19 protein-coding genes and 2 pseudogenes are annotated in these 25022 nt (G+C 72.0%); 6 read left to right on the top strand and 15 right to left on the bottom strand.

Annotation, left to right across the window (positions count from 1 at the left end; genetic code table 11):
* The first annotated feature begins 27 nt into the window (after positions 1-27).
* Both Vlu01_RS00750 and Vlu01_RS00755 read left to right on the top strand, forming a co-directional pair.
* Positions 28-405 (top strand): DUF742 domain-containing protein, encoded by a 378-nt coding sequence (locus Vlu01_RS00750; RefSeq protein WP_111216750.1) that lies wholly within the window; start codon positions 28-30, stop codon positions 403-405.
* A gap of 1 nt (position 406) precedes the next feature.
* Complete coding sequence (locus Vlu01_RS00755) at positions 407-1000, top strand: GTP-binding protein (protein ID WP_155215169.1); 594 nt, start codon at positions 407-409, stop codon at positions 998-1000.
* A 97-nt stretch (positions 1001-1097) separates the two neighbouring features.
* On the opposite strand, the gene Vlu01_RS00760 is transcribed toward Vlu01_RS00755, so the two are convergent.
* The 3 genes from Vlu01_RS00760 to Vlu01_RS00770 all read right to left on the bottom strand — a co-directional run bounded on the left by Vlu01_RS00760 (position 1098) and on the right by Vlu01_RS00770 (position 5897).
* A complete protein-coding gene (locus tag Vlu01_RS00760; RefSeq protein WP_203990946.1) occupies positions 1098-2315 on the bottom strand; it encodes an ABC transporter substrate-binding protein in 1218 nt (405 codons plus the stop codon).
* Positions 2316-2476: 161 nt separating this feature from the next.
* Entirely contained in the window at positions 2477-4825 is a 2349-nt protein-coding gene (locus tag Vlu01_RS00765; protein ID WP_203990949.1) for a transposase, read from the bottom strand.
* A 40-nt stretch (positions 4826-4865) separates the two neighbouring features.
* Positions 4866-5897, bottom strand: a complete 1032-nt coding sequence (locus Vlu01_RS00770) for a SatS C-terminal domain-containing protein (protein WP_203990952.1) — start codon at positions 5895-5897, stop codon at positions 4866-4868.
* 79 nt (positions 5898-5976) lie between these two features.
* Between Vlu01_RS00770 and Vlu01_RS00775 the strand changes: the two genes are divergently transcribed.
* Positions 5977-6318, top strand: coding sequence for a PadR family transcriptional regulator (locus Vlu01_RS00775; protein WP_203990954.1), 342 nt, complete (start codon positions 5977-5979; stop codon positions 6316-6318).
* A 3-nt stretch (positions 6319-6321) separates the two neighbouring features.
* Here the strand turns inward: Vlu01_RS00775 and Vlu01_RS00780 are convergent, their stop codons facing one another.
* From Vlu01_RS00780 to deoC, 10 genes and pseudogenes are all read right to left on the bottom strand, one after another.
* Positions 6322-6993, bottom strand: coding sequence for a permease prefix domain 1-containing protein (locus Vlu01_RS00780; protein WP_203990965.1), 672 nt, complete (start codon positions 6991-6993; stop codon positions 6322-6324).
* A 67-nt stretch (positions 6994-7060) separates the two neighbouring features.
* Positions 7061-8806 (bottom strand): annotated as a pseudogene (cydC, locus tag Vlu01_RS00785) (thiol reductant ABC exporter subunit CydC); the annotation flags it as partial.
* 8 nt (positions 8807-8814) lie between these two features.
* Positions 8815-10488: a thiol reductant ABC exporter subunit CydD gene (cydD, locus tag Vlu01_RS00790; RefSeq protein WP_203990998.1), complete on the bottom strand. Its 1674-nt coding sequence runs from the start codon at positions 10486-10488 to the stop codon at positions 8815-8817.
* Positions 10485-11492, bottom strand: a complete 1008-nt coding sequence (gene cydB / locus Vlu01_RS00795; RefSeq protein WP_203991001.1) for a cytochrome d ubiquinol oxidase subunit II — start codon at positions 11490-11492, stop codon at positions 10485-10487. Before cydB ends, cydD begins: the two co-directional genes overlap by 4 nt.
* A 10-nt stretch (positions 11493-11502) precedes the next feature.
* Positions 11503-12759, bottom strand: a complete 1257-nt coding sequence (locus tag Vlu01_RS00800; protein WP_203991004.1) for a cytochrome ubiquinol oxidase subunit I — start codon at positions 12757-12759, stop codon at positions 11503-11505.
* 114 nt (positions 12760-12873) lie between these two features.
* Positions 12874-13779 (bottom strand): M56 family metallopeptidase, encoded by a 906-nt coding sequence (locus Vlu01_RS00805; RefSeq protein ID WP_203991007.1) that lies wholly within the window; start codon positions 13777-13779, stop codon positions 12874-12876.
* A gap of 31 nt (positions 13780-13810) precedes the next feature.
* A pseudogene (locus Vlu01_RS00810) lies at positions 13811-14161 on the bottom strand (BlaI/MecI/CopY family transcriptional regulator); the annotation flags it as partial.
* Between the two features lie 249 nt (positions 14162-14410).
* Complete coding sequence (locus tag Vlu01_RS00815) at positions 14411-15235, bottom strand: aldehyde dehydrogenase family protein (protein ID WP_203991010.1); 825 nt, start codon at positions 15233-15235, stop codon at positions 14411-14413.
* Positions 15228-16685 carry an aldehyde dehydrogenase family protein gene (locus tag Vlu01_RS00820; RefSeq protein WP_203991014.1) on the bottom strand — a complete coding sequence of 486 codons (1458 nt, stop codon included), beginning with the start codon at positions 16683-16685 and terminating at the stop codon, positions 15228-15230. Before Vlu01_RS00820 ends, Vlu01_RS00815 begins: the two co-directional genes overlap by 8 nt.
* Positions 16686-16690: 5 nt before the next feature.
* The gene (gene deoC / locus Vlu01_RS00825; RefSeq protein ID WP_203991017.1) at positions 16691-17650 is read right to left on the bottom strand and encodes a deoxyribose-phosphate aldolase; all 960 of its coding nucleotides are present in this window, start codon (positions 17648-17650) and stop codon (positions 16691-16693) included.
* A gap of 132 nt (positions 17651-17782) precedes the next feature.
* On the opposite strand from deoC, the gene upp reads away from it, so the two are divergent.
* Positions 17783-18415 (top strand): uracil phosphoribosyltransferase, encoded by a 633-nt coding sequence (gene upp, locus Vlu01_RS00830; RefSeq protein ID WP_203991020.1) that lies wholly within the window; start codon positions 17783-17785, stop codon positions 18413-18415.
* Between the two features lie 50 nt (positions 18416-18465).
* Positions 18466-19140 (top strand): GOLPH3/VPS74 family protein, encoded by a 675-nt coding sequence (locus Vlu01_RS00835; protein WP_203991023.1) that lies wholly within the window; start codon positions 18466-18468, stop codon positions 19138-19140.
* Between the two features lie 73 nt (positions 19141-19213).
* Here Vlu01_RS00835 and Vlu01_RS00840 read toward each other — a convergent pair whose 3' ends face one another.
* Together Vlu01_RS00840 and Vlu01_RS00845 are read right to left on the bottom strand one after the other, a co-directional pair.
* A complete protein-coding gene (locus Vlu01_RS00840; protein WP_203991026.1) occupies positions 19214-20899 on the bottom strand; it encodes a phospho-sugar mutase in 1686 nt (561 codons plus the stop codon).
* Between the two features lie 48 nt (positions 20900-20947).
* On the bottom strand, positions 20948-23035 hold the full coding sequence (locus tag Vlu01_RS00845) for a serine/threonine-protein kinase (protein ID WP_203991030.1): 2088 nt from the start codon (positions 23033-23035) through the stop codon (positions 20948-20950).
* A gap of 204 nt (positions 23036-23239) precedes the next feature.
* Between Vlu01_RS00845 and Vlu01_RS00850 the strand changes: the two genes are divergently transcribed.
* Positions 23240-24823, top strand: coding sequence for an acyl-CoA mutase large subunit family protein (locus tag Vlu01_RS00850; RefSeq protein WP_203991032.1), 1584 nt, complete (start codon positions 23240-23242; stop codon positions 24821-24823).
* The last annotated feature ends 199 nt before the right edge of the window (positions 24824-25022 follow it).

The raw sequence follows: 25022 nt of genomic DNA on the forward strand, positions 1-25022 counted from the left end.
TTGGGTGCGAAGGAGGTGAGCGGCAATATGGTTGATCGTGACGAGCCGACCGGTGCGCTGGTACGTCCATACGCCGTGACCCGCGGTCGTACCCGTCCCCGCCTCGACATCGCCCTTGAGGCGCTCGTCGAGACGACGGTGCGCGGTCGGGCCGCTGCCACTGGCAATGGTGGTCAAGGCCGTGAGCACCAGTACATCGCCGCGCTGTGTGACGGACGCGTGCAGTCGCTCGCGGAGATCGCGGCGCGGATGCAGCTTCCGCTCGGCGTGGCCCGGGTGCTCATCGCCGACATGGCGACGGACGGCCTGGTCGCGGTCCACGAGCCGACCATCCTGGACGACTCGGACGACGCGGTGGGCACTGAACTGCTGGAGAGGGTGCTGAGTGGACTTCGCAGGCTCTGACATGTCGCACCGGCCGCCGGCCCCGAGCGGGCGCGTGACGTCGGCGAAGATCGTTATCGCCGGTGGATTCGGCGTCGGCAAGACGACGCTGGTCGGCTCGGTCTCGGAGATCACGCCGCTGACCACCGAGGCCATCATGACCTCCGCCGGAGTCGGCGTCGACGACACCCGGCAGGTGCCGGGCAAGACGACGACCACGGTGGCCATGGACTTCGGCCGTATCTCGATAGATCGCGACCTGATCCTGTACCTGTTCGGTACGCCGGGTCAGACCCGTTTCTGGTTCATGTGGGATGAGCTGGTGCGGGGCGCGATCGGCGCGGTCGTGCTGGTGGATACCCGCCGGCTGGCCGACTGCTTCGCGGCGATCGACTTCTTCGAGCACCGGCGGCTGCCGTACCTGGTTGCCATCAACTGCTTCGACGGGATGCAGTACCACGACCCGCAGGACGTTCGGGAGGCGCTCGCGATTTCCAGCGACGTGCCGGTGGTGGCCTGCGACGCCCGGAACCGGGAGTCGACGAAGCACGTGCTGATCTCGCTGGTCGAGTACGTGCTCACGATGCGTCGCTCCCGGGCCGTCGCACCCGCCTGACGATCGGCACCAGCGCCCGGTGGCGGCCACCGCCGTCACCGGGCGCTGGTTGGTGCCCTGAGCAGACCTGGTGGGCGGTGCCGGGCGTCCACCGCCGTCAGCTGAGCCGGTTCCAGGCACCGCCGTCGACCCGGTACACCCCGAGGGAGTGGCGGTCCATCCCGCTGTGCCGGATGGGCGTGAACGAGTACATCCCGGCCAGCCCATCGGTGACCTGGTTCTGCAGGTACGCCCGAAGCCGTCCGCGGTCCACACTGTCGGCCAACCGGGCCGCCGTGCTGATCAGCAGCAGCGCGTCCGAGGCGTACGGGGCGAAGCCACGGTAGGTGCCGTGCGCGCGAATGTACGCCGAGACGAGGTCGCGGTAGGCACGGCCGGCGGCGCTGCTGTTGGCGATCGTGGAGCCGCCCAGTGAGGACGGGTGGACCGCGAAGGAACCCTCGACGGCGGGGAGGTTGCGGCCGTCGAGGGTCTCGTCGGCCACCGCTCCGGCGTCGAAGAACAACTCACCGTCATGTCCGGCAGCGCGTAGCGCCCGCGCAGCGGCACCGGAGTTGGGTGCGGTGGCCCAGACCACCACACCGTCCGCGCGGGCCGCGACGGCCTGTTCAGCGGCGCGGGAGACGCCAGCCTTGTCGGCGGGTAGCCGTAGGGTGCGGGCCAGACCCACGTCCGCGGTGCGCAACGCGCCCCGCATGGCCCGTACGCCCGAGTCGCCGTGCAGCCCGTCTTCGGCCAGCAGCACCACCCGGCGCAGCCCTTCGCCTCTGATCAGCTGGGCGAGCCGCCGGGCCACGTCTCCAGCGTCCGGGGTGACCTTGTAGATGAAGGCCCGCTGGGCCAGCGGCACGGCGATGGGGTCACCGAACGCCAGCGACACGAACGGCACCCGAAGCTTCTGCGCCACCCCGATGACCGACATCGAGGTTTCCGCCAGGGTGGCCCCGAGCAGGGCGTGCACGTCGTCCCGCTGGCCCAGTTCGGTCGCCTGCCGGGCGGCCAGCCGGGGATCGCTGCGGTTGTCCAGCACCTCCACCCGTACCGTGCGGCGCAGGTTGCCGACCGCCACGCCCTTCTCGTTGAGGGCGGCCACGCTGATGGCCAGCGCCCGCTCCTGGAGCACTCCCAGTGCCGCGCCGGGGCCACTCAGCTCCAGCGTGGCACCGACGACCAGCTCGTGACCGGGGGTGGGTCGGGCGACGGCGTTCTCCCGCTCGCGGTCACGCCCGCAGGCGCTCAGCAGAAGCGAGCCCGCCGCTGCGGCCAGTACGCCGCGTCGAGTGATCACGGATGGGCCGGTTACCGGTGTCGCCATGAGTCGCCTTCCCGCCCGGCGACCTGCCGCCGGATGTTCCGCGGGTATGCTCCCGGCCCTGCCGACCCGGCGTCAAATTATCCGGGTGTGGGCAGAAACACGCAGGTGAAAGGCCCGATGAGACCGTCGGCAAGGTCGCTCTGCCGACGGTGCCTCTCAGGTCAGGAGCGGTAGCCGGCGGAGCGGTACTCGTACTCCCGATCGTCGTCGCGGTCGCCGGTGTCGCGGGTGAAGTCCCAGCCTCCGGCGGACTCCCGTCCGGGCCGCCCGCCGACCGCGAAACCGCCGATCTCCTGCCCGCGACGCCAGCCGCGGAAGTAACCGGTGGTGTTCTCGGCCAGGCTGGCCGCGTCTCGCACGATCCGCAGCGGGCGCTCCTCGCGCAACGGCGAACCAGGCACCAGGTTGGCCTGCGGTACGCGCTTGGGTAGCCCGGCGTTGGTTTCGTCGCCCACCGCGGGACGGGCCGCCTGCTCGGCGGCCTGCCATCCGCTGTCGGCCGTGGTGGACCAGTCCAGGTCAGCCTCTTCGCCGTGTCCCACGAACCAGGCGGAGCGGGCCTGCGCGAAGATCAGCAGATCGCCGTCGCCCTCGTCGGAGACCGGCGGTGGCCGGTGCTCGATCGGCGGCTCGGGTGCACGGCGGGCCGGCGAAAGCTCCAAGCGCTCGGATCCCCGGTTACCGCGTTCCGGGCTGTCCCGATCGACGAGCCGTAGCGGCGGTGTCTCCGGTGGCGGCGCAGCCCCGTGGCGTAGCGCCCGGTCGGCCAGCGGTGGCGGCTCGACCAGCCGCAGCACGGGCGGCTCCGGCGGCAGATCGTCAGCGAGCCACGGCGGGGTGACCCGGCGTTCGGCGCTGTGGTCGGTGGGCGTCTCGGGTGCGCTGCGCCGACCCCGGTCGTCGTACGAGCCGACGACGGGATTACGGGCCGAGCTGTCCGCCGGGTTCTCCGGGTTGTTGACCAACGGCCAGTTCGAGCGGGAGCCCGGGGGAGCGGTCTTCTCATCCTCGGGGCGGGAGGCCGGTACCGGGACGCTGAGGTCGGTGGCGCTGAAACCGCCGGTCGGCGCCGATGGTCCACCGTTGGTTTTCGGCCGGGGCGGGATGACGGTGCGTTGGCGCTCCGCTCGCGCGTTGTTGATCGCCGCGGTGGTCAGGGTCGGCCGGAACGGCTCACCGGCCTCGGCGGGCGGGATGTTCCCGCGCTGCGTCGGTGCGATCGGGGTGATCCCGGGCGGCGGCGGTGGCGGCGAGGAGATCGGTCGGTTGCTCGGACCCTCCCCACGGGAGGGTGACCCGGTCCGGGACGGCAGGGCGGGTGGGCCGGCAACGGCGGCCGGAGTCACCGGCGCGGGCGCGACCGGCGGCGGAGCGACCGGCGCGGGCGCCACCGGTGGTGGCCCGAGCGGGCGCGGCGAAGGCGGCTGGGCAGTGCCCGGCACCGGCTCCGGCCGGCTGCGGCGGCCACCCCCGGCCGGCTCGGGTCCGTTGGGGCGCACCGACCGCAGGCCGGATGCGGTGTTGGGGGTGCTCGCCGACAGTTCGCCGACCTGTTCGCCGCGTCGTGCGGCGGCTCGCCGACCGGTCGCCTGCACCGGCCCGGCGGTGCGGGCACGCAGGGCGCCGACGAGCGCGTCGCAGCCGGCGTCACAGGCTCGCACCGAGGCCACCGCCTGCCGGATGGTCTCCGCGGCGGCGGAGGTGAGGGCCCGGTTGACCGTGGCCCGCCGGGGTGTCTCGGAGATGGCCACGCGCAGCGCGGTGACCGCCTCGTCGATCGCCTCAGCGTCACCGGCCCCCTCGGCGGCGAGTTGGGCGGTCACGGCGTCGGCGGTGACTGCGGCGTCGCGGGCACGGCTGGCCGCGTCGGTCAGCATGCCCGGCTCGGGAAGTGCGTCCAGCACGGCCAGCGGGATCGGCTCGGCGGGGTCGGGATAGGCGCGCAACGCGGCCGGGTAGAGCTCCCGGAGCACCTCGCGCAGCGCGACCGCGGCGGAATGCCGGCCGCTGGCCAGCGCGGCGTGTGCGGCGAGAATCTGCTTGTAACCGGCGAGGTCACGGGGGGCGGGCAGGGTCACCGCCGACAGGGCGCCGGCCTGCAGCGACCGGGCCAGACCGATCGCGCGCCGCACAGCCGGCGGTGACTGCATCTCCTCCAGCGAGTCGTCGTCAGCGAACCGTTCGGCGAAGTCGTCAACCGAGTCGTCGTCGGCGATCGCCAGCGGACGACCGGCGGCGCTGAGCAGGGAGGTGATGGTGTGGTCGTCGCTGTCGGCGGCTATCGCCGCACCGCTCGGCCCGCCTGAGCGTTCCACGAGCAGCGTGACCAGCCGGGCGTAGCCCGTCGGATCGTCGCCGATCTCGCAGACATGCAGCAGACGGCCTGCGTCGTCGACCACAGCGGACGTCAGCGCCGATCCGGCCGAGACCGGTCGGTCGGCCGGGTCCGCCGAGGTCAGACCGCAGTACACGCGCACGAGCGCCACGGCGTCGTCCTCCTCCCGGGACACAGGGCTTTCTCTGCCAGAGACTGATGCTCCCTGGTGCGGGTCAGTCGCGCCAGTCCACGACCGCAGAGATCTTCCCGACAATGGTCCGCCAACCCAGACTTGCGGTTTGTGCCCCAATTTTCTTCAGCCTACGCCGTCCCATGAAGGCGCCGATGCCGCCGCCGATCGACGCACGGAGCGCCTCGTCAAGGTCGTCGAGACTGGAGCCTGCGGAGAGCATGTGCAGCACCGCCGGCAACCGCAGGGCGTACGCCAGGTCGCGGGCCACCTCGCCGGCCTCGATGAGCAGCGTCGGGTCCCAGGTGTCATGCCCGCCGCGGAGGTTCTCCACGACGAGGTCGAGCTCGTAGACGTCATCCTCCAGCGGCGCGATGTCGGCGGGTTCCACCCGTTCGGACAGTGCATTCCAACTGTCCAGCTGAGACAGGTCGTTGGGCGCCCCGGAACGGACGAAGCTGACCAGGGACTCCGGCGTCTTGAACAGCAGCAGTCGCCCCCGGTGGGTCAGGAAGATCGGCACCTCCTCGTCGCCCGCCTCGTCGACGGCGGGCTCCTCGGCCTCGTCCTTCCCGTCCTCGGTGGCGTCCCCGTCCCCGGTGGCGTCGCCGCGCTGAGCCCGCTTTTCCTCGTCCTCGCTCTCGGCGAACTCCCGGGCGACGTCCTCGTCGAGGATGACCACGTCGTCCTCGTCGTCGTCGCCGTCCCCGACCGTGTCGGCCTGCCGGCGGGCGAGGAAGGGGTCGTCCGCGTCGCGCTCGGCCACGTCGGTCGGGGTCAGTTCCCGGGCCGGCCGGTACGCCCGCAGGGTGAAGCCGGTGCCGGACGGCAGCGCGATTTCCACCGGGTCGATCCGCAGCTTGTCCCAGAGCTCGCGGTTCGCGGTCTCCACCGCGGCGACGTCGGGCGCGGAGTCGGCCGGCTCGGCGACGTCCGGCTCGCTGGTGCCGGTCGTGTCATCGAGCTCGGGCTCGTCGGCGTCCGGCCGTTGGGGCGACTGGCGGGCCACGGTGACCTCCGTGTGCGTCGGGCTACCACCCACGGCGCTGATGCCGGTGAGTGACTCTGGGCACATACCCTAGTTGGCTGCGCTGGGTAACCGCTGGCCGCACCCCGGTGGCCCACCACGCGGATAACCAGTAGCGTGTCTACGCATGAACGCCCAGGCGCTGCACGGACACCTCGACGCCCTGCTCCTGGCGGTGCTGGAGCGGGGGGCCCTGCACGGCTACGCCATCATCGAGGCCCTGCGGGTACGCAGCGACGGTCGCCTCGACCTACCCACCGGAACCGTCTATCCGGCGCTGCGGCGACTGGAGCGGGCCGGCCACGTGGTCAGCGCGTGGAGCACCGTCAACGGGCGGGAGCGGCGGACCTACGAGCTCACCGACGCCGGTCGGCGGGCGCTGGCCGACCAGCGGTCGGGGTGGCGTGAGTTCAGGTCGACGGTCGGCCGCTTCCTGGATCCGGGCACCACGACCGTCACGGCGGGCTGACCGTCATCGGGTGGCCAGCAGCCAGGTGCGGGCGGCGCTGCCGAGCCAGACATGGGCGGTGGCGCCGACGACCATCCCGATGATCATCGGCGGCCAGGTCAGGGCCGCGTCCCACAGCAGGATCGACCAGGAGAACAATCCGACCCCGGCCACCGCGCCCAGCAGGGCGGTCCCGGTCAGCGCGACACCAACGCCACGCGCCAGGGTGGTCAGGGTGGGGTACGCCGAGCGGGCGGTGGCCGTGACCAGCACGAGGCCGGCCAGGCCGAGCAGGAACGCCCCGACCCAGAGCCACTCCACCGACTGGGACAGCAGCAGGTAGCCGGAGGGCGGTCGCGGGCCGGTGCTCCAGCTCGAACCGTGCCAGGTCAGGTCACCGGCGATCGCGGCGATCGTGGCGAAGGCGACCACCCGCAGGGACAGCCCGCGCAGCGCGGCCACCGCGAGTTCGGCCTGGTAGGCCGGGGCCAGCTCATCCGGCGTACCGAATTCGGCGACCGCCTGCCGCGACGCCTCACCCGACGACAGGCCACTGTCCCGGTACGCCTCGACAGCGTCGAGCAGCCCGTGCCGCGCCTCGGTCATCAGATCGTCCCGCAGCCGGCGCGGCCCACGGAGTCGATCGGCGAGCTGCCGCAGGTGCTCCTCGACCAACACGTCGTCCCTGACCGGCATGGCCCCAACCCTGCCATGCCGGCTCGGTTCCCGGCCTCCGGGGCATCCCGGAGACGCCCCCGAGGCTTCAGCCCGACACCGCCAGGTAGCCGTGCTCGGCGGCCTGCTGCACCATCCACTGATCCCGGTACCAGCCGGGCGTCGCCACGAGCGCCGCGTGCCCGCCCCGCTGCACGACCCGGCCGGCGTCCAACACCACGATCTCGTCGACTTCGGCAAGGCCGTTGAGCCGGTGGGTGATCAGCAGCACCGAGTGCCCGGCCCGGGTCGCGGCCAGCGCGCTGGTCAGTACCTGGTCGGCGGCGACCGGGTCGAGACCCTCGGTGGGCTCGTCGAGCACCAGTACGCCCGGCGCGGCCAGCAGGGCGCGGGCCAGAGCGAGTCGCTGCCGTTGACCGCCGGAGAGCTGTCCGCCCTCCTCGCCGACGACCGTGTCCCAGCCGTCCGGCTGAGCCCGGACCCAGTCGGCCAACCCGGCTGCGGTGGCGGCGGTGAACAGCGCGTCCTCGTCCGCCCCCGGACGGCCGAGCAGCATGTTGTCCCGGACGGTGGCGTGGAAGACGTACGCCTCGGCGAGCAGCCCGCCGACCAGCCGGGGCAGTTCCTGGGGCGGGTACGCCGACACGTCCCGCCCGTCCAGGGTGACCCGGCCGGCGGTGGGCGCCACCGCGCCGGTCAGGACGGCGGCCAAGGAGCTCTTGCCCGCGCCGCTCGGGCCGACGACGGCGACCCGACGTCCGGGCGGCAGCTCAAGGTCGAACCCGTCGAGCGCGGCGGGCACACCGATCCGGTACCGAACGGTCACCCCCTCGAACCGGACCGTCGGTGCCGTCCCGGTCGGGCCGGCGGTGTCAGCGTCGGCGGCGGCCCGGGCGGTCTCGGAGCCGACGTCGTCGGGTGCCAGGAGCTGGGCGACCCGCGTCAGGCCGGACCGCAGACCGGTCCATTGCCGGGCGGCCCCCACCAGCGCGAGCGCGATCTCCACGGCGGCCAGTGTGCCGACGGCCAGGACACCGATCAGCACCCCGTCCACCCCGGCGCGGAGGGCCACGAACACCACCGTGCCGGCGGTGAGGCCGGCCACCAGCACTCCGGCCGCGTCCACCGCGAAGCCGAGTGCCGCGAGTCGCCGCTCCAGCCGGGCCAGCCGGCGGGCCCGCCGACCGGCGGCGGCCAGCGCGTCCGAGGCGGCACCGAAGGCGGTCAGGTCGGCCGCGCCATGAGTGAGATCGATCGCGTCGGCGGCGAACGCACCGCGCAGTGGTGCCACCTCCGCGCCGGCCCGTCGGGTCAGCGCGATCGCCAGCGCCGGCAGGGCCACGGCGGCCACCAGCAGCCCGACGGCGAGCGCGAGCGCGGCCGGCAGCGAGACCAGCACGGTCAGCCCGACGGCAAGTACGCTGACCAGCCCGGCCGCTGCCGCCGGCACGACCACCCGCAGCAGCAGATCCTGTACCGCCTCCACATCGGAGACCAGTCGGCTCAGCGCGTCCCCGCTGCGTGGCGGGTTGCCGCGTCGAGCCGCCAGGGTGTCGAAGACCCGGGCCCGAACGTCGGTGACCAGGCGCAGCACGGCGTCGTGCCCGGCCAGGCGTTCGGTGTAACGCAGCACGCCCCGGCCCACCGCCAACGCCCGTACCGCCACGATCGCCACGGTGAGCCGGTCCAGCGGGGGCTGACCGGCGGCGGTCATCAGCAGCCAGGTCGCGGTCGCCATCAGGGCCAGCCCGGCGAACTCGGTGGCCGAGGCGAGCAGACCGGCACCGATCAGGCGGGTCAGGTACGGCCGAGCCAACCGCAACACGACCAACTCGGGTGCCCTCATCGGCGCTCCCCGACGGGTACCGGAGCCAGTTCGGTGACCCGCCCGTCCTCGACCCGCAGGATGCGGTCGACGTCGGCCAGCAGTGCGGGCCGGTGCGCCACCAGCAGCGCGGTACGGTCGGCGACCAGTTGCCGGGTGGCCGACAGCACCGCCGCCTCGGCGGCGGCGTCGAGACGCGCGGTCGGCTCGTCGAGCAGGACCACCGGCGCGTCCCGCAGGAACGCCCGGGCCAGCGCCACTCGCTGCCGTTGCCCGCTGGACAGGCCGTGCCCCCGCTCGCCGAGCAGAGTGTCCAGGCCGTCGGGCAGGGCGTCGACCACCTCGTCCAGCGCGGCGGCGTGGACGGCGGCAGCGAGAGCGGGAGGTGGGGTGTCGGGAGCGCCGAGCCGGATGTTGTCGGCCAGCGACGCGGCGAACAGGTGGGCCCGCTGTGGCACCCACGCCACCTGACGTCGCCAGGATTCCAGGTCGGCGTCGGCCAGGTCGACACCGCCGACGGTGACCCGGCCCTCGGTCGGGCTCACGAGGCCGAGGAGCAGGTTGAGCAGGGTGCTCTTCCCGGCGCCACTGGGCCCGATGATGGCGATGCGTTCGCCGGGTCGGATGGTCAGCGACACGTCCCGCAGCGCGGTGGTGCGCTCGTACTCAACCGTCACCGACTCGAAGCGGATCTCAGCGCGCCCGTCCGGTCGCGCGCCCGCATGACCCGTCGGTGCCGGGGGTGCCGAGCCGGAGAGGGTGAGCGCCTCGTCCAGCGCGGTGAGTCCTTCCATGCTGGCGTGGAACCGGCTGCCGGCCGCCCGCAACGGCAGGTACGCCTCCGGCGTCAGCAACAGCACCAGCAGCGCGGTCTGCAACGCCAGCCCGCCGTCGAGCAGCCGGATGCCGACCGGGACGGCGACCAGCGCGACCGACAGGGTGGCGACGAGTTCCAGCACCAGCGCGGAGAGGAAGGCGATCCGCAGCGTCTTCATGGTGGCGATCCGGTGACCGTCGGCCATCCGTCGTACCGCGTCGGTCTGCGCCCGGGCCCGACCGAACGCGCGCAGCGTGGGCAGGCCGGCAACCATGTCCAGGAAATGCCCGCCGAGGAGGGACAAGCGCCGCCACTGGCGTTCGGTGGCGGCCTGGGCCTGCCAACCGAGCAGCGCCCCGAAGATCGGGATGAGCGGCAGCGTCAACGCGATGATCACCGCCGAACTCCAGTCGGCGAAGAGGACCCGACCCAGCACCGCGACCGGCACGGTGATGCTGAGCACGAGCTGCGGCAGGTATCCGGTGAAGTACGCGTCGAGCGCGTCCAGACCCCGACCGGCGAGCGTGGCCAACTGCCCGGCCCGCTGGCCGGCGACCCAGCCGGGCCCGTGCCGGGCGACCGCACCCAGCAGGTCGGCCCGCAGCGCCGCCTTGACCGTGGCGGCCAACCGCGCGGACACCGCGCCCTGTGCCCAGACCACCAGCGAGCGAGCCGCGACGGCGACCAGCAGGCCGGTCAACGCGGCCCGGTCCAGCCGCCCGGTGAAGGCCGTGGCCAGCAGCCCGGCCAAGGCGGTGGCCTGCGCCACGACCAGCCCGGCGGCGAGCACCCCGAGCAGCGTGAGCAGGACGAGGTCGCGTCGGGCCGCAGGAACCCGACGCACCAGCCGCGGGTCGAAGGGGCGGCGGTTCACCAGTACACCGGTGCCCTGCCGTCGGTCCGTCCCCGAAAAATCCACCAACACATCGCCTGGAAGCCTAGTAGGGCCGGCAGTAGCGGCACCGCCAGCCAGCCCAGCAGACGCAGGGTCGGCCCGCTCGCGGCCGCGTCGGTCACCGTCAGCGACGCGTTCGGTTCCAGGGTCGACACCAGCACGTACGGCCAGAGGGTCGCACCGACCAGCAGCACCGGCAGTGCGAGTGCCGTCGCGGTGGCGACGAAGGCGACACCTGGTCGTCGACGCCCGAGCGCCACCCGTGCCGCCAGCAGGGCCGCCACCAGCAACACCGCTAGTAGCACGCCGACCGCAGGACGCTGTGCGGTGGCGCGTACCCGGTCGGCGGACAGCCCGACGACGGCGGCTGCGCTGACCGCGACGGCCGCGGTGACGAGCAGGCGGCGAGCCAAGGGCCGGAGCTGGTCACTCTCGGCGACGGGCATCCGGAGCGTGAGAAAGGTCGCACCGTGTGCCACGGTGAGTGCCAGCACGGCCAGCCCGGTGGCGGCGGCGAACGGGGTGAACAGGTGCGTCACCCCGGCGACGTGTCCGTCGGCTCGCAGCGGTACGCCCTGGAGCAGCCCGGCGAGCATCACGCCCCAGCCGAGCGCGGCGAGCAGGCTGCCGATGACGATCACCCGGTCCCATGCGCCACGGGCCCGTTCGCCCTCCGGGCGACTGCGTAGCTGCACGCCGGCGGTCACCAGGATCACCCCGACAAGCGCGGCGAGCACCGCCGGGTAGCTGCCGGCGAGCAGTTCCCCCTCCAGCACCGGGAACGCGCCGAACAGGATGCCGACGGCAGCCACCAGCCACACCTCGTTGCCGAGGAAGAACGGCCCGACCGCGTTGAGGGCGGCGCGTCGGCGCGACGCGTCGACACCCCGGGCGAGCAGCAGGCCGACGCCGTAGTCGTAACCGCCGAGCACCAGGTAGCCGGCGAAGAAGAGGCCGAGCAGGGCGTACCAGGCGAGTTCCATCTCCGGCTCCTCAGGCGAAAGCGGGTTCGGGGCGTGGGTCGTCGGCCGGCGGTTGGGCCGGCGGCCGACCGAGGGCGGGGTCGGCGGCACCTCGGGCGGCGTGCCGGGCGAGCAGCACCCAGTTGGTGACGGCGAGCGCGCCGAGCAGCAGGGTGAATCCGACCAGCGAGGTCCCCATCAACCAGGGGCTGATCGGCGAAACCGCCTGATCCACCGGCAGTAGCCCGTACGCGACCCAGGGCTGGCGGCCGACCTCGCGAGCGATCCAGCCGAGGATCAGCGCCACGAAGGGCAGCGGCAGGGCGAGGATCAGCAGCCAGAGCGGAAACCGGAGGCGGATGATCCAGTCCCGCCAGAGCAGCGGGACGAACAGCCAGAGCAGGCCGAGGGTGAAGCCGATGAGGATCATGAAGCCGAGGCCGACGCTGGACAGCGTGGGCGGCAGGTAGTCGCCGGGACCGAAGCGGGCGGTCCAGTCGGCGATCAACGCCTCGGCCTGCGGACTGGTGCCGCCGAACTTGGTGGGTTGCGCGCCGCCCACCGGCCCGAACTGGGCGAAGCCGAACCCTTGCACGAGGCTGATCGCCACTGCGGCGGTGACCACACCGATCCGCAGCGAGCTGCGGAACAGCGCGAAGTCAGGGGTACGGCGGCTGAGGTGCCAGGCACTGATCGCCGCCATCAGCAGGCCACCGGTGAGCAGGGCGGCCGACACCACGTGCCCGAGCGCGGTCCACAGGGCCGGGTTGGTCAGCAGCGCCGAGAAGTCGGTCAGGTGGGCGACGCCGTCGCGTACCTCGTAGCCGACCGGGTTCTGCAACCAGGAGTTGGCCACCATGATCCAGAAGGCCGAGGCGTACGCGGTGATCGCGACTCCGTAGAGCAGGGCGAGGTGCACGCCTCGGCGCAGCCGGTGCCAGCCGAAGATCCACATGCCGAGGAAGGTCGACTCCAGGAAGAAGGCGACCAGGGTCTCGATCGCCAGTGGGGCCCCGAAGACGTTGCCGACGTAGCGCGACAACCCGCTCCAGTTCAGCCCGAACTGGAACTCCATCACGATGCCGGTCGCGATGCCGAGCACGTAGTTGATCACGTAGAGCTGGCCCCAGAAGCGGGTCGACCGCTCCCAGCGCTGGTTGCCGGTGACCACCCAGGCGGTCTGCATCCCGACGAGCAGTGTGACCAGGCCGAGCGTGACGGCCACGAAGAGGAAGTGCACCGAGGCGGTCGTGGCGAACTGCAGACGAGCGAGGAGCAGGGTGTCCATGGTGGCTCTCCCGGTATGACGGTCGATGCAGATAGGGAGCCTACACGTAGCGACGCTACCTATAAGGCCGCCAGTGCGGCCGGGACCGACATGATCAGGGTTAACTCGGGGTCGTCAGCTGAGGAAGAGCGAGATGGGCAGGGCGGCCACGGTCACCGTCACGGTCAGAGCGGCGGCGCCGAGCAATCGGGGAGGGCGCTCGGAGACCAGCAACCGCTGCACCCGTACGTCCAGGTCCCGGTCGCCGATGCCGAGCGCGCCGGCAGGTGTGATCCGGTTCCCGGCGGCGGCGAACCGGCGCAACGCACCGGCCAGCGGGGCCTCGGCGTGCAGCTCGCGGGCCTTGTCGTCGGCGCGCATCTCGACCAGCAGGGAAACCCGCTCGTGTGCCTCGCGCACCCAACGAAGCCACGGCAGCGCTCGGCGGAGCGCGGTGAACGGCAGCAGCACCAGGTCGTGCCGCTCCTGCGCGTGCGCCCGCTCGTGAGTCAGCACCGCCTCCAACTCCGCCCGGTCGAGCAGGCTGAGCGTGCCGGCGCTGACCACCACCCGGGGCCTCACCCCCGGAAGGCAGTACGCGGCCGCACCCGGGTGGTCGAGCACCAGTGCGCCGGGCAGATCCGGATCGTGTCGGGCGACCAGGGTGAGCAAGTCCCGGTGCCGGCGCTGGGCGCGTACCGCGCTGTGGATGCTGCGTACCGTCGTGGCCGACAAGACCGCTCCGATGCCCAGACCGACACCGACCAGCCCCAGATGCACGGGGCCGAGGCCAGCGGGCAGGGTGTCGTGCCAGAGGTCGTCAGCCAGCGCCAACAGGGCGCTCCCGGTGCCGCGCTGGTACGGGGCGAGGCCCAGCGCGATCGGTATGCCCATCGCGGAGAGGCCGACCCCCAGGCCGATCGCCTGCCAGCAGAGGATCGCCACCCGAGGGCTGCGCCACGGCCAGGTGGATCGGGCCAGCACCTGGGCGATCAGCCAGCACGCCACCATCGAGCCGGCGAAATGCAGGGTGTGCGCCACGGCGTCGGCCCTACCGCTCCGCGGCCTCGTCGGCCAGGGCGGCTCGCAGCACGTCGGCCTCGGTGCCGGTGACCGAGCGGGCGAACCGGACCAGCGCCGCGTCCCGGCTACCGCCCAGGTCGAGCGCATCGAGCATGAGTTGGGCGATGTACGCCTCACGGCTTGCCGCAGCGCGGTAACGCCACGCCCGGCCCTCCCGCTGGCGCTGCACCATGCCCTTGCCGGCCAGCCGGTCCAGCACGGTCATCACCGTCGTGTACGCCAACTCCCGCCCGTTCAGGGCATCGGCCACCTCGCGCACGGTGACCCCATCCGACGTGGCGGGAACCGTGTCCCACAGCACGTCCATCACCGCACGCTCAAGATCCCCCAGCCGAGTCACCCCTGAATCCTACCCCCCGTAGTAGACCCACCCCCACCCCCCCGGGCTGCGCCAGCAACCTCGGGGATGTTGGCGTCGGAAGCCATGCCGTCGACCGGGGAGCCCACGCTGGGCAGCAACCCGCAAGTCGTGACCCACCGACGGTCCGTGCGCACGTCAGGGTTTCCGGGGAGCCCCGCCCGCGCAGGGATCAAGCCTGACCGCCCGGAGCGGGCAGGGCTCCCCGGAAACCCCCAGGAGCAACGAGAGTCAAACCCCCTTGGGATGCCAGACCGTCTTCGTCTCCAGCAGAGCCGTCATCCGGCCAAGCCCAGGATCGGCCAACCAGTCGTGATCTACCGGAACCGGGCGGAGCACCCGCTTGAGGTTCTCCGCCGCCCTGACCTCAAGGTCGGCGGCGAGTTCCGGGTCGGTCACCCCGGTCAGGTCGATGGCGTTGACGTCCATGTGCGCGGCCAGCGTCGGCACGGTCTCCGACAGGCGACCGGTGAGGATGTTGACCACCCCACCCGGCACGTCCGAGGTGGCCAGCACCTCGGCCAGGGTCACCGCGGCCAGTGGTGCCGTCGGGGAGGCGGCCACCACCACCGTGTTACCGGTGACGATCGCCGGGGCGATCACGCTGACCAGCCCGAGCAGCGCCGGTGTCTCGGGGGCCACCACCGCCACCACGCCGGTCGGCTCGGGTGCCGACAGGTTGAAGTACGGCCCGGCGACCGGGTTCGAGCCCCCGTACACCTGCGGGAGCTTGTCCGACCAGCCGGCGTACCAGACCCAACGGTCGGTCGCCGCGTCCACCTCGTCAGCCGGCACGCCGAGCGCGACGAACTGCTCGCGCCGGCCTTCCAGCATTTCGGCGACCCGGTAGAGGATCTGCCCGCGGTTGTACGCGGTCGCCCCGGCCCAGCCCTTCACGGCCGCACGGGCGGCCAGCACGGCGTCTCGCGCGTCCTTGCGTGAGGCCAGCGACACGTTGGAGTCCTGCACGAGATACGACCGTCCCGACTCGCTACGCGGGAACTTCCCGCCGACGAAGAGCTTGTACGTCTTGCGTACCGCGACCCGTTCAGACATTGAGGTACGCCTCCAGCCCGTGCCGGCCGCCCTCGCGACCGTAGCCCGACTCCTTGTAACCGCCGAACGGCGAGGTCGGGTCGAACTTGTTGAACGTGTTGGCCCAGACCACACCGGCGCGCAGCCGGTCGGCCATCCACAGGATCCGGGAACCCTTCTCGGTCCAGATCCCGGCCGACAGCCCGTACGGCGTGTTGTTGGCCTTCTCGACGGCCTCGGCCGGGGTGCGGAAGGTCAGCACGGACAGCACCGGGCCGAAGATCTCCTCGCGGGCGATCCGGTGTGCCTGGGTGACCCCGGTGAAGATGGTCGGCGCGAACCAGAAGCCCCGTTCGGGCAGCTCGCAGGGGGGTGACCAACGCTCGGCGCCCTCGGCCGAGCCGGCGTCGGACAGCTCCTTGATCCGCGCCAGCTGGGCCGCCGAGTTGATCGCACCGATGTCGGTGTTCTTGTCCAGCGGATCGCCGATCCGCAGCTGGGCCATCCGTCGCTTGAGCGACTCCAGCACCCGGTCGGCGACGGACTCCTGGATCAGCAGCCGGGAACCGGCGCAGCAGACATGCCCCTGGTTGAAGAAGATGCCGTTGACGATGCCCTCGACCGCCTGGTCGACCGGGGCGTCGTCGAACACGATGTTGGCGGCCTTGCCGCCGAGTTCCAGGGTGAGCTTCTTGCGGCTGCCGGCGACGGCGCGGGCGATGGCCCGGCCGACGTCGGTCGAGCCGGTGAAGGCGACCTTGTCCACGCCGTCATGCTCGACCAGCGCCCGGCCGGTCTCGCCGGCACCGGTGACGATGTTGACCACACCAGGCGGCAGGTCGGCCTGCTGGCAGATCTCGGCGAAGAGCAGGGCGGTCAGCGGGGTGGTCTCGGCCGGCTTCAACACCACCGTGTTACCGGCGGCCAACGCCGGGGCGATCTTCCACGACAGCATCAGCAGTGGGAAGTTCCACGGGATGACCTGCGCCGCCACGCCGAGCGGCTGCGGGTTGGGACCGCTGTGCTGGCTCGTCGGCCTCCGGCTGAACCCGGCGTGCTCCAGCTTGTCGGCCCAGCCGGCGTAGTAGAAGAAGTGGGCGGCGACCAATGGCAGGTCGACGTCGCGGGACTCCTTGATCGGCTTGCCGTTGTCGAGTGACTCCAGCACGGCGAGTTCCCGCGAGCGTTCCTGAATGATCCGGGCGATGCGGAACAGGTACTTGGCCCGGTCCCGGCCCGGCATCGGGCCCCAGACCTTCTCGTACGCCTCGCGGGCCGCCCGGACGGCGCGGTCCACGTCCTGCGCGCCGCCCTCGGCGATCTCGGCGAGCACCTCCTCAGAGGCCGGGTTGATCGACTTGAAGCTGCCACCGTCGGCCGGGTCGACGAACTTCCCGTCGATGAAGAGCCCGTACGAGGACTTGAGGTCTACCACCGAGCGTGACTCGGGGGCGGGTGCGTATTCGAACATCGCGGTCAGTCCAGGGTGAAGTAGTCGGGGCCGGCGTAGACGCCGGTCGTCAGCTTGGTGCGCTGCATCAGCAGGTCGTTGAGGAGGCTGGAGGCGCCGAAGCGGAACCAGTCCGGGTGCAGCCAGTCCGGGCCGACGGTCTCGTTCACCATGACCAGGTACTTGATCGCGTCCTTGGTGGTCCTGATGCCGCCGGCCGGCTTCACGCCGACCTGCCGACCGGTGGCGGCCCGGAAGTCGCGTACCGCCTCCAGCATCACCAGGGTCACCGGCAGCGTGGCGGCGACCGGGACCTTGCCGGTGGAGGTCTTGATGAAGTCACCGCCGGCGAGCATCGCCAGCCAGGAGGCGCGGCGCACGTTGTCGTAGGTGGCCAGCTCGCCGGTCTCCAGGATCACCTTGAGGTGGGCGTCCCGGCAGGCCTGCTTGGTGGCGACGATCTCGTCGTACACCTCGGAGTAGCGACCGGCCAGAAAGGCACCCCGGTTGATGACCATGTCGATCTCGTCGGCGCCCGCCTCGACGGCGGCCCGGGTGTCGGCGAGCTTGATCTCCAGCGGTGCCTGGCCCGACGGAAACGACGTGGCCACGCTGGCCAGGTGTACGGCGCTGCCGCGCAACACCTCGGCCACGTGCGGGACCATCGAGGGGTAGACGCAGACCGCGCCGACATGCGGGCAGGACGGGTCGGCCGGGTCGGGTCGCAGTGCCTTGGCGGCGAGCGCCCGCACCTTGCCCGGCGTGTCCGCGCCCTCCAACGTCGTCAGGTCGACCATGCCGATGGCGAGGTCGATCGCCTGGGCCTTGGCGGTGGTCTTGATGGATCGGGTGCCGAGTTGGGCTGCCCGCTGCTCCGCGCCGACCTGGTCCACGCCCGGTAGGCCGTGCAGGAAGGTCCGCAGAGCGGTCTCGGATCGTCCCAGCTCGGAGAGGTCCGAGCGGGCCGACGTCGCTGTCGCCGTCATGCCTCGAAGTCTACGCAGGTTCACGTCGCGTGATCTTGGTCACCGTGGCGTCGGAGCGCTCACGGGTGAGCGACATCGCTGGTCGCGCCGGGACCCGCGCGTCGGTGTCCGGGGCAGGTAGGTTGACCGATCGTGGACGTACTCGTCATTGACCACCCGCTCGCCCAGTCCCGGCTGACCGCCATGCGGGACGAACGCACCGATTCCTCCTCGTTCCGGGCGGCGCTGCACGAACTCACCACCATGCTGGTGTACGAGGCTGCCCGCTCCTTCCCGGTGGAGACGTACCCGGTGCAGACGCCGGTGACCGCCACCGACGGCACCCGGCTGGCCAACCCTCCGCTGCTCGTGCCGGTGCTGCGGGCGGGCCTCGGCATGGCCGACGCCGCGCTGGGTCTGCTGCCCGAGTCCTCGATGGGCTTCGTCGGGTTGGCGCGCGACGAGGAGACGTTCGAGCCGCGTGCCTACATGGAGTCGCTGCCCCGGGACCTCGCCGGCCTGCCGGTACTGGTCCTCGATCCGATGCTGGCCACCGGCGGCTCGCTTGAGCACTGCTGTCGGCTGCTGGCCGAGCGTGGCTGCACCGACATCACCGTGCTCTGCGTGCTCGCCGCGCCGGCCGGCATCGAGCGGTTGGAGCGTTCCGGGCTGCCGCTGCGCCTGGTCACCGCCGCCATCGACGACGGCCTCAACGAGAGCATGTTCATCGTGCCGGGCCTCGGAGACGCCGGAGACCGACAGTTCGGTGGCATGCCCCGCTTCTGAGCGCGGTTTGTGCTGCGGGCGGTGGCGTCCAGCGGCTAGCGTCTCGGGCCATGACTGGTGTTCCGCTCGCCGAGGAACTGCTCCTGCTCGCGTACGACGACGAGACCGGTAAGGCGACCCTGCCGCGGATCAGCCTCGACCTGGGGATGGCCGCCGCCGTCCTCATCGAGCTGGCCCTGGCTGGGCGGATCGCGTACTCCGACGGGGCCCTGACAGCGGTGGACCCGACGCCCACGGGAGAGCCGGTCATCGATGATGTGCTGACCAGGATCGTGGCGGACACGCCGCACAGCCCGTCTTCCTGGGTGCAGCGGCTGCGGCACGGCCTGCGCGAGAGGATCCTCGGCGACCTCTGCGAGCAGGGGGTCATCGAGAGCGTCGACGAGACGGAGTTGGGGTTCATCCGGGTGCACCGCTACCCGGTGGTGGACCCGTCGGTCGAGGAGGAGACCCGACAGCGGCTCGCCGTGGTGCTCACCGGCGCGGCCCCGGACGAGCGGACCGCCGCACTCGCGACCCTGGTCGCCGTGCTCCGGATGGAATCCGCACTCGGCATCACCGGCGAGGACGCCGACGCCGCCCGCAACCGGCTGGAGGAGATCGCCAGCGGTGCGGGCTTCTCCGGTGAGGTCAGCCTGGACGACTCCGTGGTCCGTCCCTCGGTCGCCCTGGTGGTGGCCGCCCTGGGCCGCGCCGTGGAACAAGCCCTGGGCCCCCGCCCCTGACCCACACCCACCCCCTTTCCTCCGTTGATCATGAGGTTGGCGGCGAAGTTAATCTCTAAAACTGCCGCTGACCTCATGACCGACGAGGGGAGTCGGGCATGCCGAGGGCGGCGGCGGTTTCGGTGCGGAGTGCCGAAACCGCCGCCGTCGCGCGGGTCCGGGCCGCGGCGATGTCGCCGTCGGTGACCGGTTCCACCACTTCGAGGTACGCCTTGAGCTTCGGCTCGGTGCCGGAGGGGCGGATCACCACCCGGGCCGCCCCGGTGCGCAGGATCACCACGTCGGCGTCGGGGAGCAGATCCTGCGCCTCGGTGACCGGCTGGCCGAGCAGGCTGGTCGGGGTGGCCGCGCGGATCCGGGCCATCGCGTCGGTGATCAGGCGTAGGTCGTCGACGCGTACCGAGAGCTGGTCGGTGTGGTGCACGCCGAACTCGGCGGCCAACTCGTCCAGCCGGTCGGAGAGTGTGCGGCCCTGCGCCTTGAGGCCGGCCGCCAGCTCGGCCACGGTCAGCGCCGCGGTGATGCCGTCCTTGTCGCGTACGTGGTCCGGGGCGACGCAGTAGCCGAGCGCCTCCTCGTAGCCGAACACGAGCGACGTGGACCCGTTCCCGGCCCGGACGATCCACTTGAACCCGGTCAGCGTCTCCCCGTATGGCAGCCCGCGCGCGGCGCAGATCGCCCGCAGCAGTGACGACGAGACGATGGTGGTGGCGTAGAGGCCGCTCACGCCGCGTCGCATCAGATGATCGGCGAGCAGCACCCCCACCTCGTCCCCGCGTAGCATCCGCCAACCCGAACCCTCGCGGACCGCGACGGCGCAACGGTCGGCGTCCGGGTCGTTGGCGATGGCCAGGTCCGCGTCGGTGCGTTCGGCGAGCGCGACCAGCCGATCCACCGCGCCCGGTTCCTCCGGGTTGGGGAAGCTGACCGTCGGGAAGTCCGGATCCGGCTCCGCCTGGTCGGGCACCACGCCGGGCACCGGGAAACCGGCGGCGGCGAAGGCGGCGGTGAGCACCGCCGCCCCGACGCCGTGCAGTGGGGTGTACGCCACGGACAGGTCCCGGGGACCGCCCGGCGCGACGACCTCGACTGCCCGCGCCACGTACGCGGCGACCAGGTCGTCGCCGAGCACCTGTCCGGCCGGGCCGAGGGGCACCTGCGCCAACGGGCCGACCGCGCGGATGGCGGCCTCGATACCGGCATCGGCCGGCGGCACGATCTGCGCCCCGGCACCCAGCTCCCCACCCAGCTCGGCACCGAGGTACACCTTGTAGCCGTTGTCCTGCGGCGGGTTGTGGCTGGCCGTCACCATCACCCCGGCCACCGCTGACAGGTGCCGCACCGCGTAGGCGAGCACCGGGGTGGGCAGCGGGCGGGGCAGCAGCAGTGCGGCACGTCCCGCCCCGGTGGCCACCTGCGCGGTGCGCTCGGCGAACTCGCGGGAGCCGCGCCGGGCGTCGTACCCGATCACCAGTGGGCCGGTGCCGCCCTGGGCGGCGAGCCAGGCGACCAGCCCGGCGGCGGCCTGGGTGACCACCGCGAGGTTCATCCCGTTGGGGCCGGCGCGCAGCGGCCCGCGCAGCCCGGCGGTGCCGAACGTCAGCGGCCCGGAGAACCGGTCCGCCAGCTCCGGCGCGCTCGCCGGCAGCCGGTCGAGCACCGCCCGCAGTTCCGCCCGGCTGGTCGGGTCGGGGTCGTCGGCGAGCCAGCGTTCGGCCCGCTCGCGGATGGTGTCGAGGTCAGTGTTCTCCGCCGCCATGGCCTCTTGATAGCACGGCGACGGATCTCCACGGGCGTGCGCCCCGACTCAGCCGGCCGCCGTGAGCTGGAACGACTTGAGCATCTCCGCGTAGATCGGCTTGCTCTCCTCGAAGCGGGCGTCGTTCGAGGTCAGGTAGAACGAGTAGAGCCGCCCGTCGTGCGCGACTCCGTGCCAGATGCCGTGCCGCATGGCGTCGCCCTCGCCGCAGGTGTACTCGAACTCGGCCGAGGGCTTGCCGGCCAGCTCCTTTTCCGCCATCGCGAGCTGGGTGTACGGCTTGGCGCAGGAGGTCGACTTGGTCTTGAGCTGGTTTTCGGCGACCTCGGCCCAGCGGGCCGAGGTGCCGCCCCACTTTTCGTTCAGGATGCGCACCCGACGGCCGCTGTCATCCGGGTCGGTGTAGTCGATGTAGACGCCGCCAGTCGCGCGCTTCCAGCCCTTGGGCACCAGCATCTGGACCCCGCGCGCGGAGTGCTCCTGCATCTCGATGCCGGGCCCCTCGTCCGCCGAGGTGGACGGCTCGGCGACCGGGGTGGTGGGCGTCTCGTCGCCGCCGTTGGCGAAGGCCACGATGCCGATCAGCAGGAGCACCGCGAGGCCGCCGGCCGCCGCCAGCTGCATCCTGCGTGGCCAGCCCTTCACGGTGTCGACCACCCGGGTGCCGGCGGCCTTCGCCCGGTCGGCCGGGCTGCTACCGCCGCCCGGAGCGGGGGCCGGCGTGCCGTACGGCTGGTTCGGCGCGGCCGGCCACTGGGCGCCGCCGTAGCCACCGATCCGCTGCGTCGCGTCGGGCTGGGTACCGTACCCGCCGAGCTGCTGGGTGGCGTCGGGCCCGGCGCCGTAGCCGCCTACCCGCTGGGTCGCGTCGGGCGGCGCGCCGTAGCCGAACACCTCAGGTCCGACCCGCTGGGTGGCGTCCGCGCCGATGCGCTGGGTCGCCTCGGCACCACCGTAGGTGCGGCCGGCGGGCGGGGACGCCGCAGCGCCCCGTTGCCCCGGTCGGGCCAGGGCGTCGGCGCTGGTGTCCTCCATCGCGGCGGCGCTGGCCGCCACCGCCTGGCCGGGACGCTCGCCCCGGCGCAGCGCGGCCAGCCGGTCGGTCAGCGACTCACCGGGGTCGAGCATCGCCCGGCCGCCGATCTGCCCGGACGGGGCTGGCGTCGCCGGAGCAGCCGGTGCGCTGATCGGCGCGGGCTGCGGCACCGGCATCACGGAGTACTGGTCGGTCATCGAGTTGACCCCGGCGGCGCTGCTGCTCAGCGGGCCGGCCAGCAGCTCGCGGAGCATCGCGCGGGCGGTGTGCACGTCGAGCCGGCGGGCCGGGTCCTTCTCCAGCAGACCCATCAGCACCCGGGTCAACGGACCGCTGCGCTGCGGTGGGGCGGGCGGATCCTCGACCACGGCATGCATGGTCTCGATCGGGTCGCCGCGGTCGAAGGGCGGCCGACCTTCCACTGCCGTGTACAGCGTGACGCCGAGGGAGAACAGGTCGCTGGGCGGCCCGAACTCCTGCCCCATGGCCCGCTCGGGGGAGATGAAGTGCGGTGAGCCCAGCACCATGCCCGGCGTGGTGAGCTGCACGTCGGTGGGCATCCGGGCCACGCCGAAGTCGGTCAGCACGCAGCGGCCGTCCGAGCAGATCAGCACGTTGGCCGGCTTGACGTCGCGGTGCAGCACGCCGATCGCGTGTGCCACCTCGAGCGCGCCGAGCAGCGCGATGCCGATCTTGGCGACCACGCGCTGGGCGATCGGCCCGTCCTCGATGACCATGTCGGCGAGGCTGCGGGCGTCCAGCAGCTCCATCACGATCCACGGTCGACCGGCCTCGGTGACCACGTCGTACACCTGAACCACCGCCGGGTGGGCGATGGCGGCGGCGGCGCGGGCCTCCCGCAGGGTGCGTTCGTACATCGCGTCGCGGTCGCTCGGTGCCAGGCCGGGCGGGAGGATGACCTCCTTGACCGCCACGTCGCGGCGCAGCAGTGTGTCGGTGGCCCGCCAGACCGTGCCCATGCCACCGTTGCCTACCGCGGAGCGCAGTGAGTACCGGTCACCGATGACGGTGCCGGGTGTCGCGCGTCCGTTGGTGGGAGTGCTGACTGGTCCGCCGCTCCACGTCGGGATCTGAGTCACAGAAAAGCCACCGGGGGAAGTCGAGAGGGCTGGGACACAACCCCCCTATCTTGCTGGTTCAGACGCCCGATGCGAAAGCCGGCGCGGCGGACGTTTCCACTACTCGACGGTACGTGTGCGGGTCCTCACCTGCTGTCGTCGCAGGCGAGGTGGTGTGCGGTATCCCTCACCCGACGACCTGCCCGCGCGTCCTACCATCCGGTGATGAGCGAACGGCGGTCAAGTGAGTCCGGTTTCCCGATCAAGGGCGTCTACACGTCCGATGATCTTCCTGGTGACCTGGACTCCCGGCTCGGCGCGCCGGGCGAGTTCCCGTACGCCCGTGGGGTCTATCCCACCATGTACACCTCCCGTCCGTGGACCATGCGCCAGTACGCCGGCTTCGGCACCGCCACCGAGTCCAACGCGCGCTACCACCAGTTGTTGCGGGCCGGCACGATGGGCCTGTCGGTCGCCTTCGATCTGCCCACCCAGATGGGGTACGACTCCGACGACCCGATCGCCCACGGCGAGGTGGGCAAGGTCGGCGTGGCCATCGACTCGATCGAGGACATGCGGCTGCTGTTCGACGGCATCCCGCTGGACAAGGTCTCCACCTCGATGACGATCAACGCACCCGGTTCGGTGCTGCTGTTGCTCTACCAACTCGTCGCCGAGGAGAACGGGGTGCCGGGTTCGGCGCTCAACGGCACCATCCAGAACGACATCCTCAAGGAGTACATCGCCCGGGGGACGTACATCTTCCCGCCGAAGCCCTCGCTGCGGCTGGTCGCGGACACCTTCGGCTACTGCCGTACCGAGGTGCCGAAGTGGAACACCATCTCCATCTCCGGCTACCACATGGCCGAGGCCGGTGCCTCGCCTGTGCAGGAGATCGCGTTCACGCTGGCCAACGGCGTGGAGTACGTCCGGGCCGCGATCGCCGCCGGGCTGGCGGTGGACGACTTCGCCCCCCGGCTGTCGTTCTTCTTCGTCGCCCGCACCACCCTGCTGGAGGAGGTGGCGAAGTTCCGGGCGGCCCGCCGGATCTGGGCCCGCCTGATGCGCGACGAGTTCGGGGCGAAGAACCCGAAGTCGATGATGTTGCGCTTCCACACCCAGACCGCGGGCGTGCAGTTGACCGCCCAGCAGCCCGAGGTGAACCTGGTCCGGGTCGCGGTGCAGGGGCTCGGCGCGGTGCTCGGCGGCACCCAGTCGCTGCACACCAACAGCTTCGACGAGGCGATCGCGCTGCCCACCGAGAAGGCGGCCCGGCTGGCGCTGCGTACCCAGCAGGTGCTGGCGTACGAGACGGATCTCACCACCACTGTCGACCCGTTCGCCGGCTCGTACGTGGTGGAGGCGATGACCGCGGAGATCGAGACCGCGGCGGACGCGCTGATGGCCCGGGTCTTCGAGCACGGCTCGGCGGTGGACGCGATCGAGGTCGGCTTCCAGAAGCGGGAGATCGAGCAGTCCGCGTACCGGATCGCACAAGAGATCGACTCGGGTGAACGGGTGGTGGTCGGGCTCAACCGGTTCGCCATCGACACGGACGAGCCGTACGAGCCGCTGCGGGTCGATCCGACAATCGAGGCGGCGCAGGCGGAGCGGCTGGCGAAGCTGCGAGCCGAGCGGGACTCGGCAGCGGTGGAGCGGTCCCTGACCGAGTTGCGGGAGACCGCCTCGGGCACCGGTAACGTGCTCCACCCGATGAAGGCGGCGCTGCGCGAGCGGGCCACCGTCGGTGAGGTGTGTGGGGCGCTGCGCGAGGTCTGGGGTCGGTACCAGCCCACCGACCGGTTCTGAGGACGGGTACCGCCCGTCGCGGAGCGTGTCGAACGTCCCGTCTCCGGGTACTCCGCTTTGGGTGATCACTCGGACGCACACGGTGTGCGGTCGGGGAGCCTCCGTGCATGTGAACGTCGTCGGGTGCCTGTTGCCGAGAGTGGTCGGGTAATTGTCGTACCGTCAGTTCATTGGCACGACTAATGCGACAATTCGGAAC

Origin of the sequence: Micromonospora lutea (assembly GCF_016863535.1) — a bacterium.
Taxonomy (GTDB): Bacteria; Actinomycetota; Actinomycetes; order Mycobacteriales; family Micromonosporaceae; genus Micromonospora; species Micromonospora lutea.

Coding starts and splice junctions, on each gene's coding strand:
- Vlu01_RS00755 (WP_155215169.1), top strand. CDS start 407: ATGTCGCACCGGCCGCCGGCCCCGAGCGGGCGCGTGACGTCGGCGAAG.
- Vlu01_RS00815 (WP_203991010.1), bottom strand. CDS start 15,235: ATGTCTGAACGGGTCGCGGTACGCAAGACGTACAAGCTCTTCGTCGGC.
- Vlu01_RS00850 (WP_203991032.1), top strand. CDS start 23,240: ATGAGCGAACGGCGGTCAAGTGAGTCCGGTTTCCCGATCAAGGGCGTC.
- Vlu01_RS00835 (WP_203991023.1), top strand. CDS start 18,466: ATGACTGGTGTTCCGCTCGCCGAGGAACTGCTCCTGCTCGCGTACGAC.
- Vlu01_RS00750 (WP_111216750.1), top strand. CDS start 28: ATGGTTGATCGTGACGAGCCGACCGGTGCGCTGGTACGTCCATACGCC.
- Vlu01_RS00760 (WP_203990946.1), bottom strand. CDS start 2,315: ATGGCGACACCGGTAACCGGCCCATCCGTGATCACTCGACGCGGCGTA.
- Vlu01_RS00800 (WP_203991004.1), bottom strand. CDS start 12,759: ATGGACACCCTGCTCCTCGCTCGTCTGCAGTTCGCCACGACCGCCTCG.
- Vlu01_RS00820 (WP_203991014.1), bottom strand. CDS start 16,685: ATGTTCGAATACGCACCCGCCCCCGAGTCACGCTCGGTGGTAGACCTC.
- Vlu01_RS00780 (WP_203990965.1), bottom strand. CDS start 6,993: ATGCCGGTCAGGGACGACGTGTTGGTCGAGGAGCACCTGCGGCAGCTC.
- Vlu01_RS00770 (WP_203990952.1), bottom strand. CDS start 5,897: ATGTGCCCAGAGTCACTCACCGGCATCAGCGCCGTGGGTGGTAGCCCG.
- Vlu01_RS00775 (WP_203990954.1), top strand. CDS start 5,977: ATGAACGCCCAGGCGCTGCACGGACACCTCGACGCCCTGCTCCTGGCG.
- deoC (WP_203991017.1), bottom strand. CDS start 17,650: ATGACGGCGACAGCGACGTCGGCCCGCTCGGACCTCTCCGAGCTGGGA.
- Vlu01_RS00840 (WP_203991026.1), bottom strand. CDS start 20,899: ATGGCGGCGGAGAACACTGACCTCGACACCATCCGCGAGCGGGCCGAA.
- cydB (WP_203991001.1), bottom strand. CDS start 11,492: ATGGAACTCGCCTGGTACGCCCTGCTCGGCCTCTTCTTCGCCGGCTAC.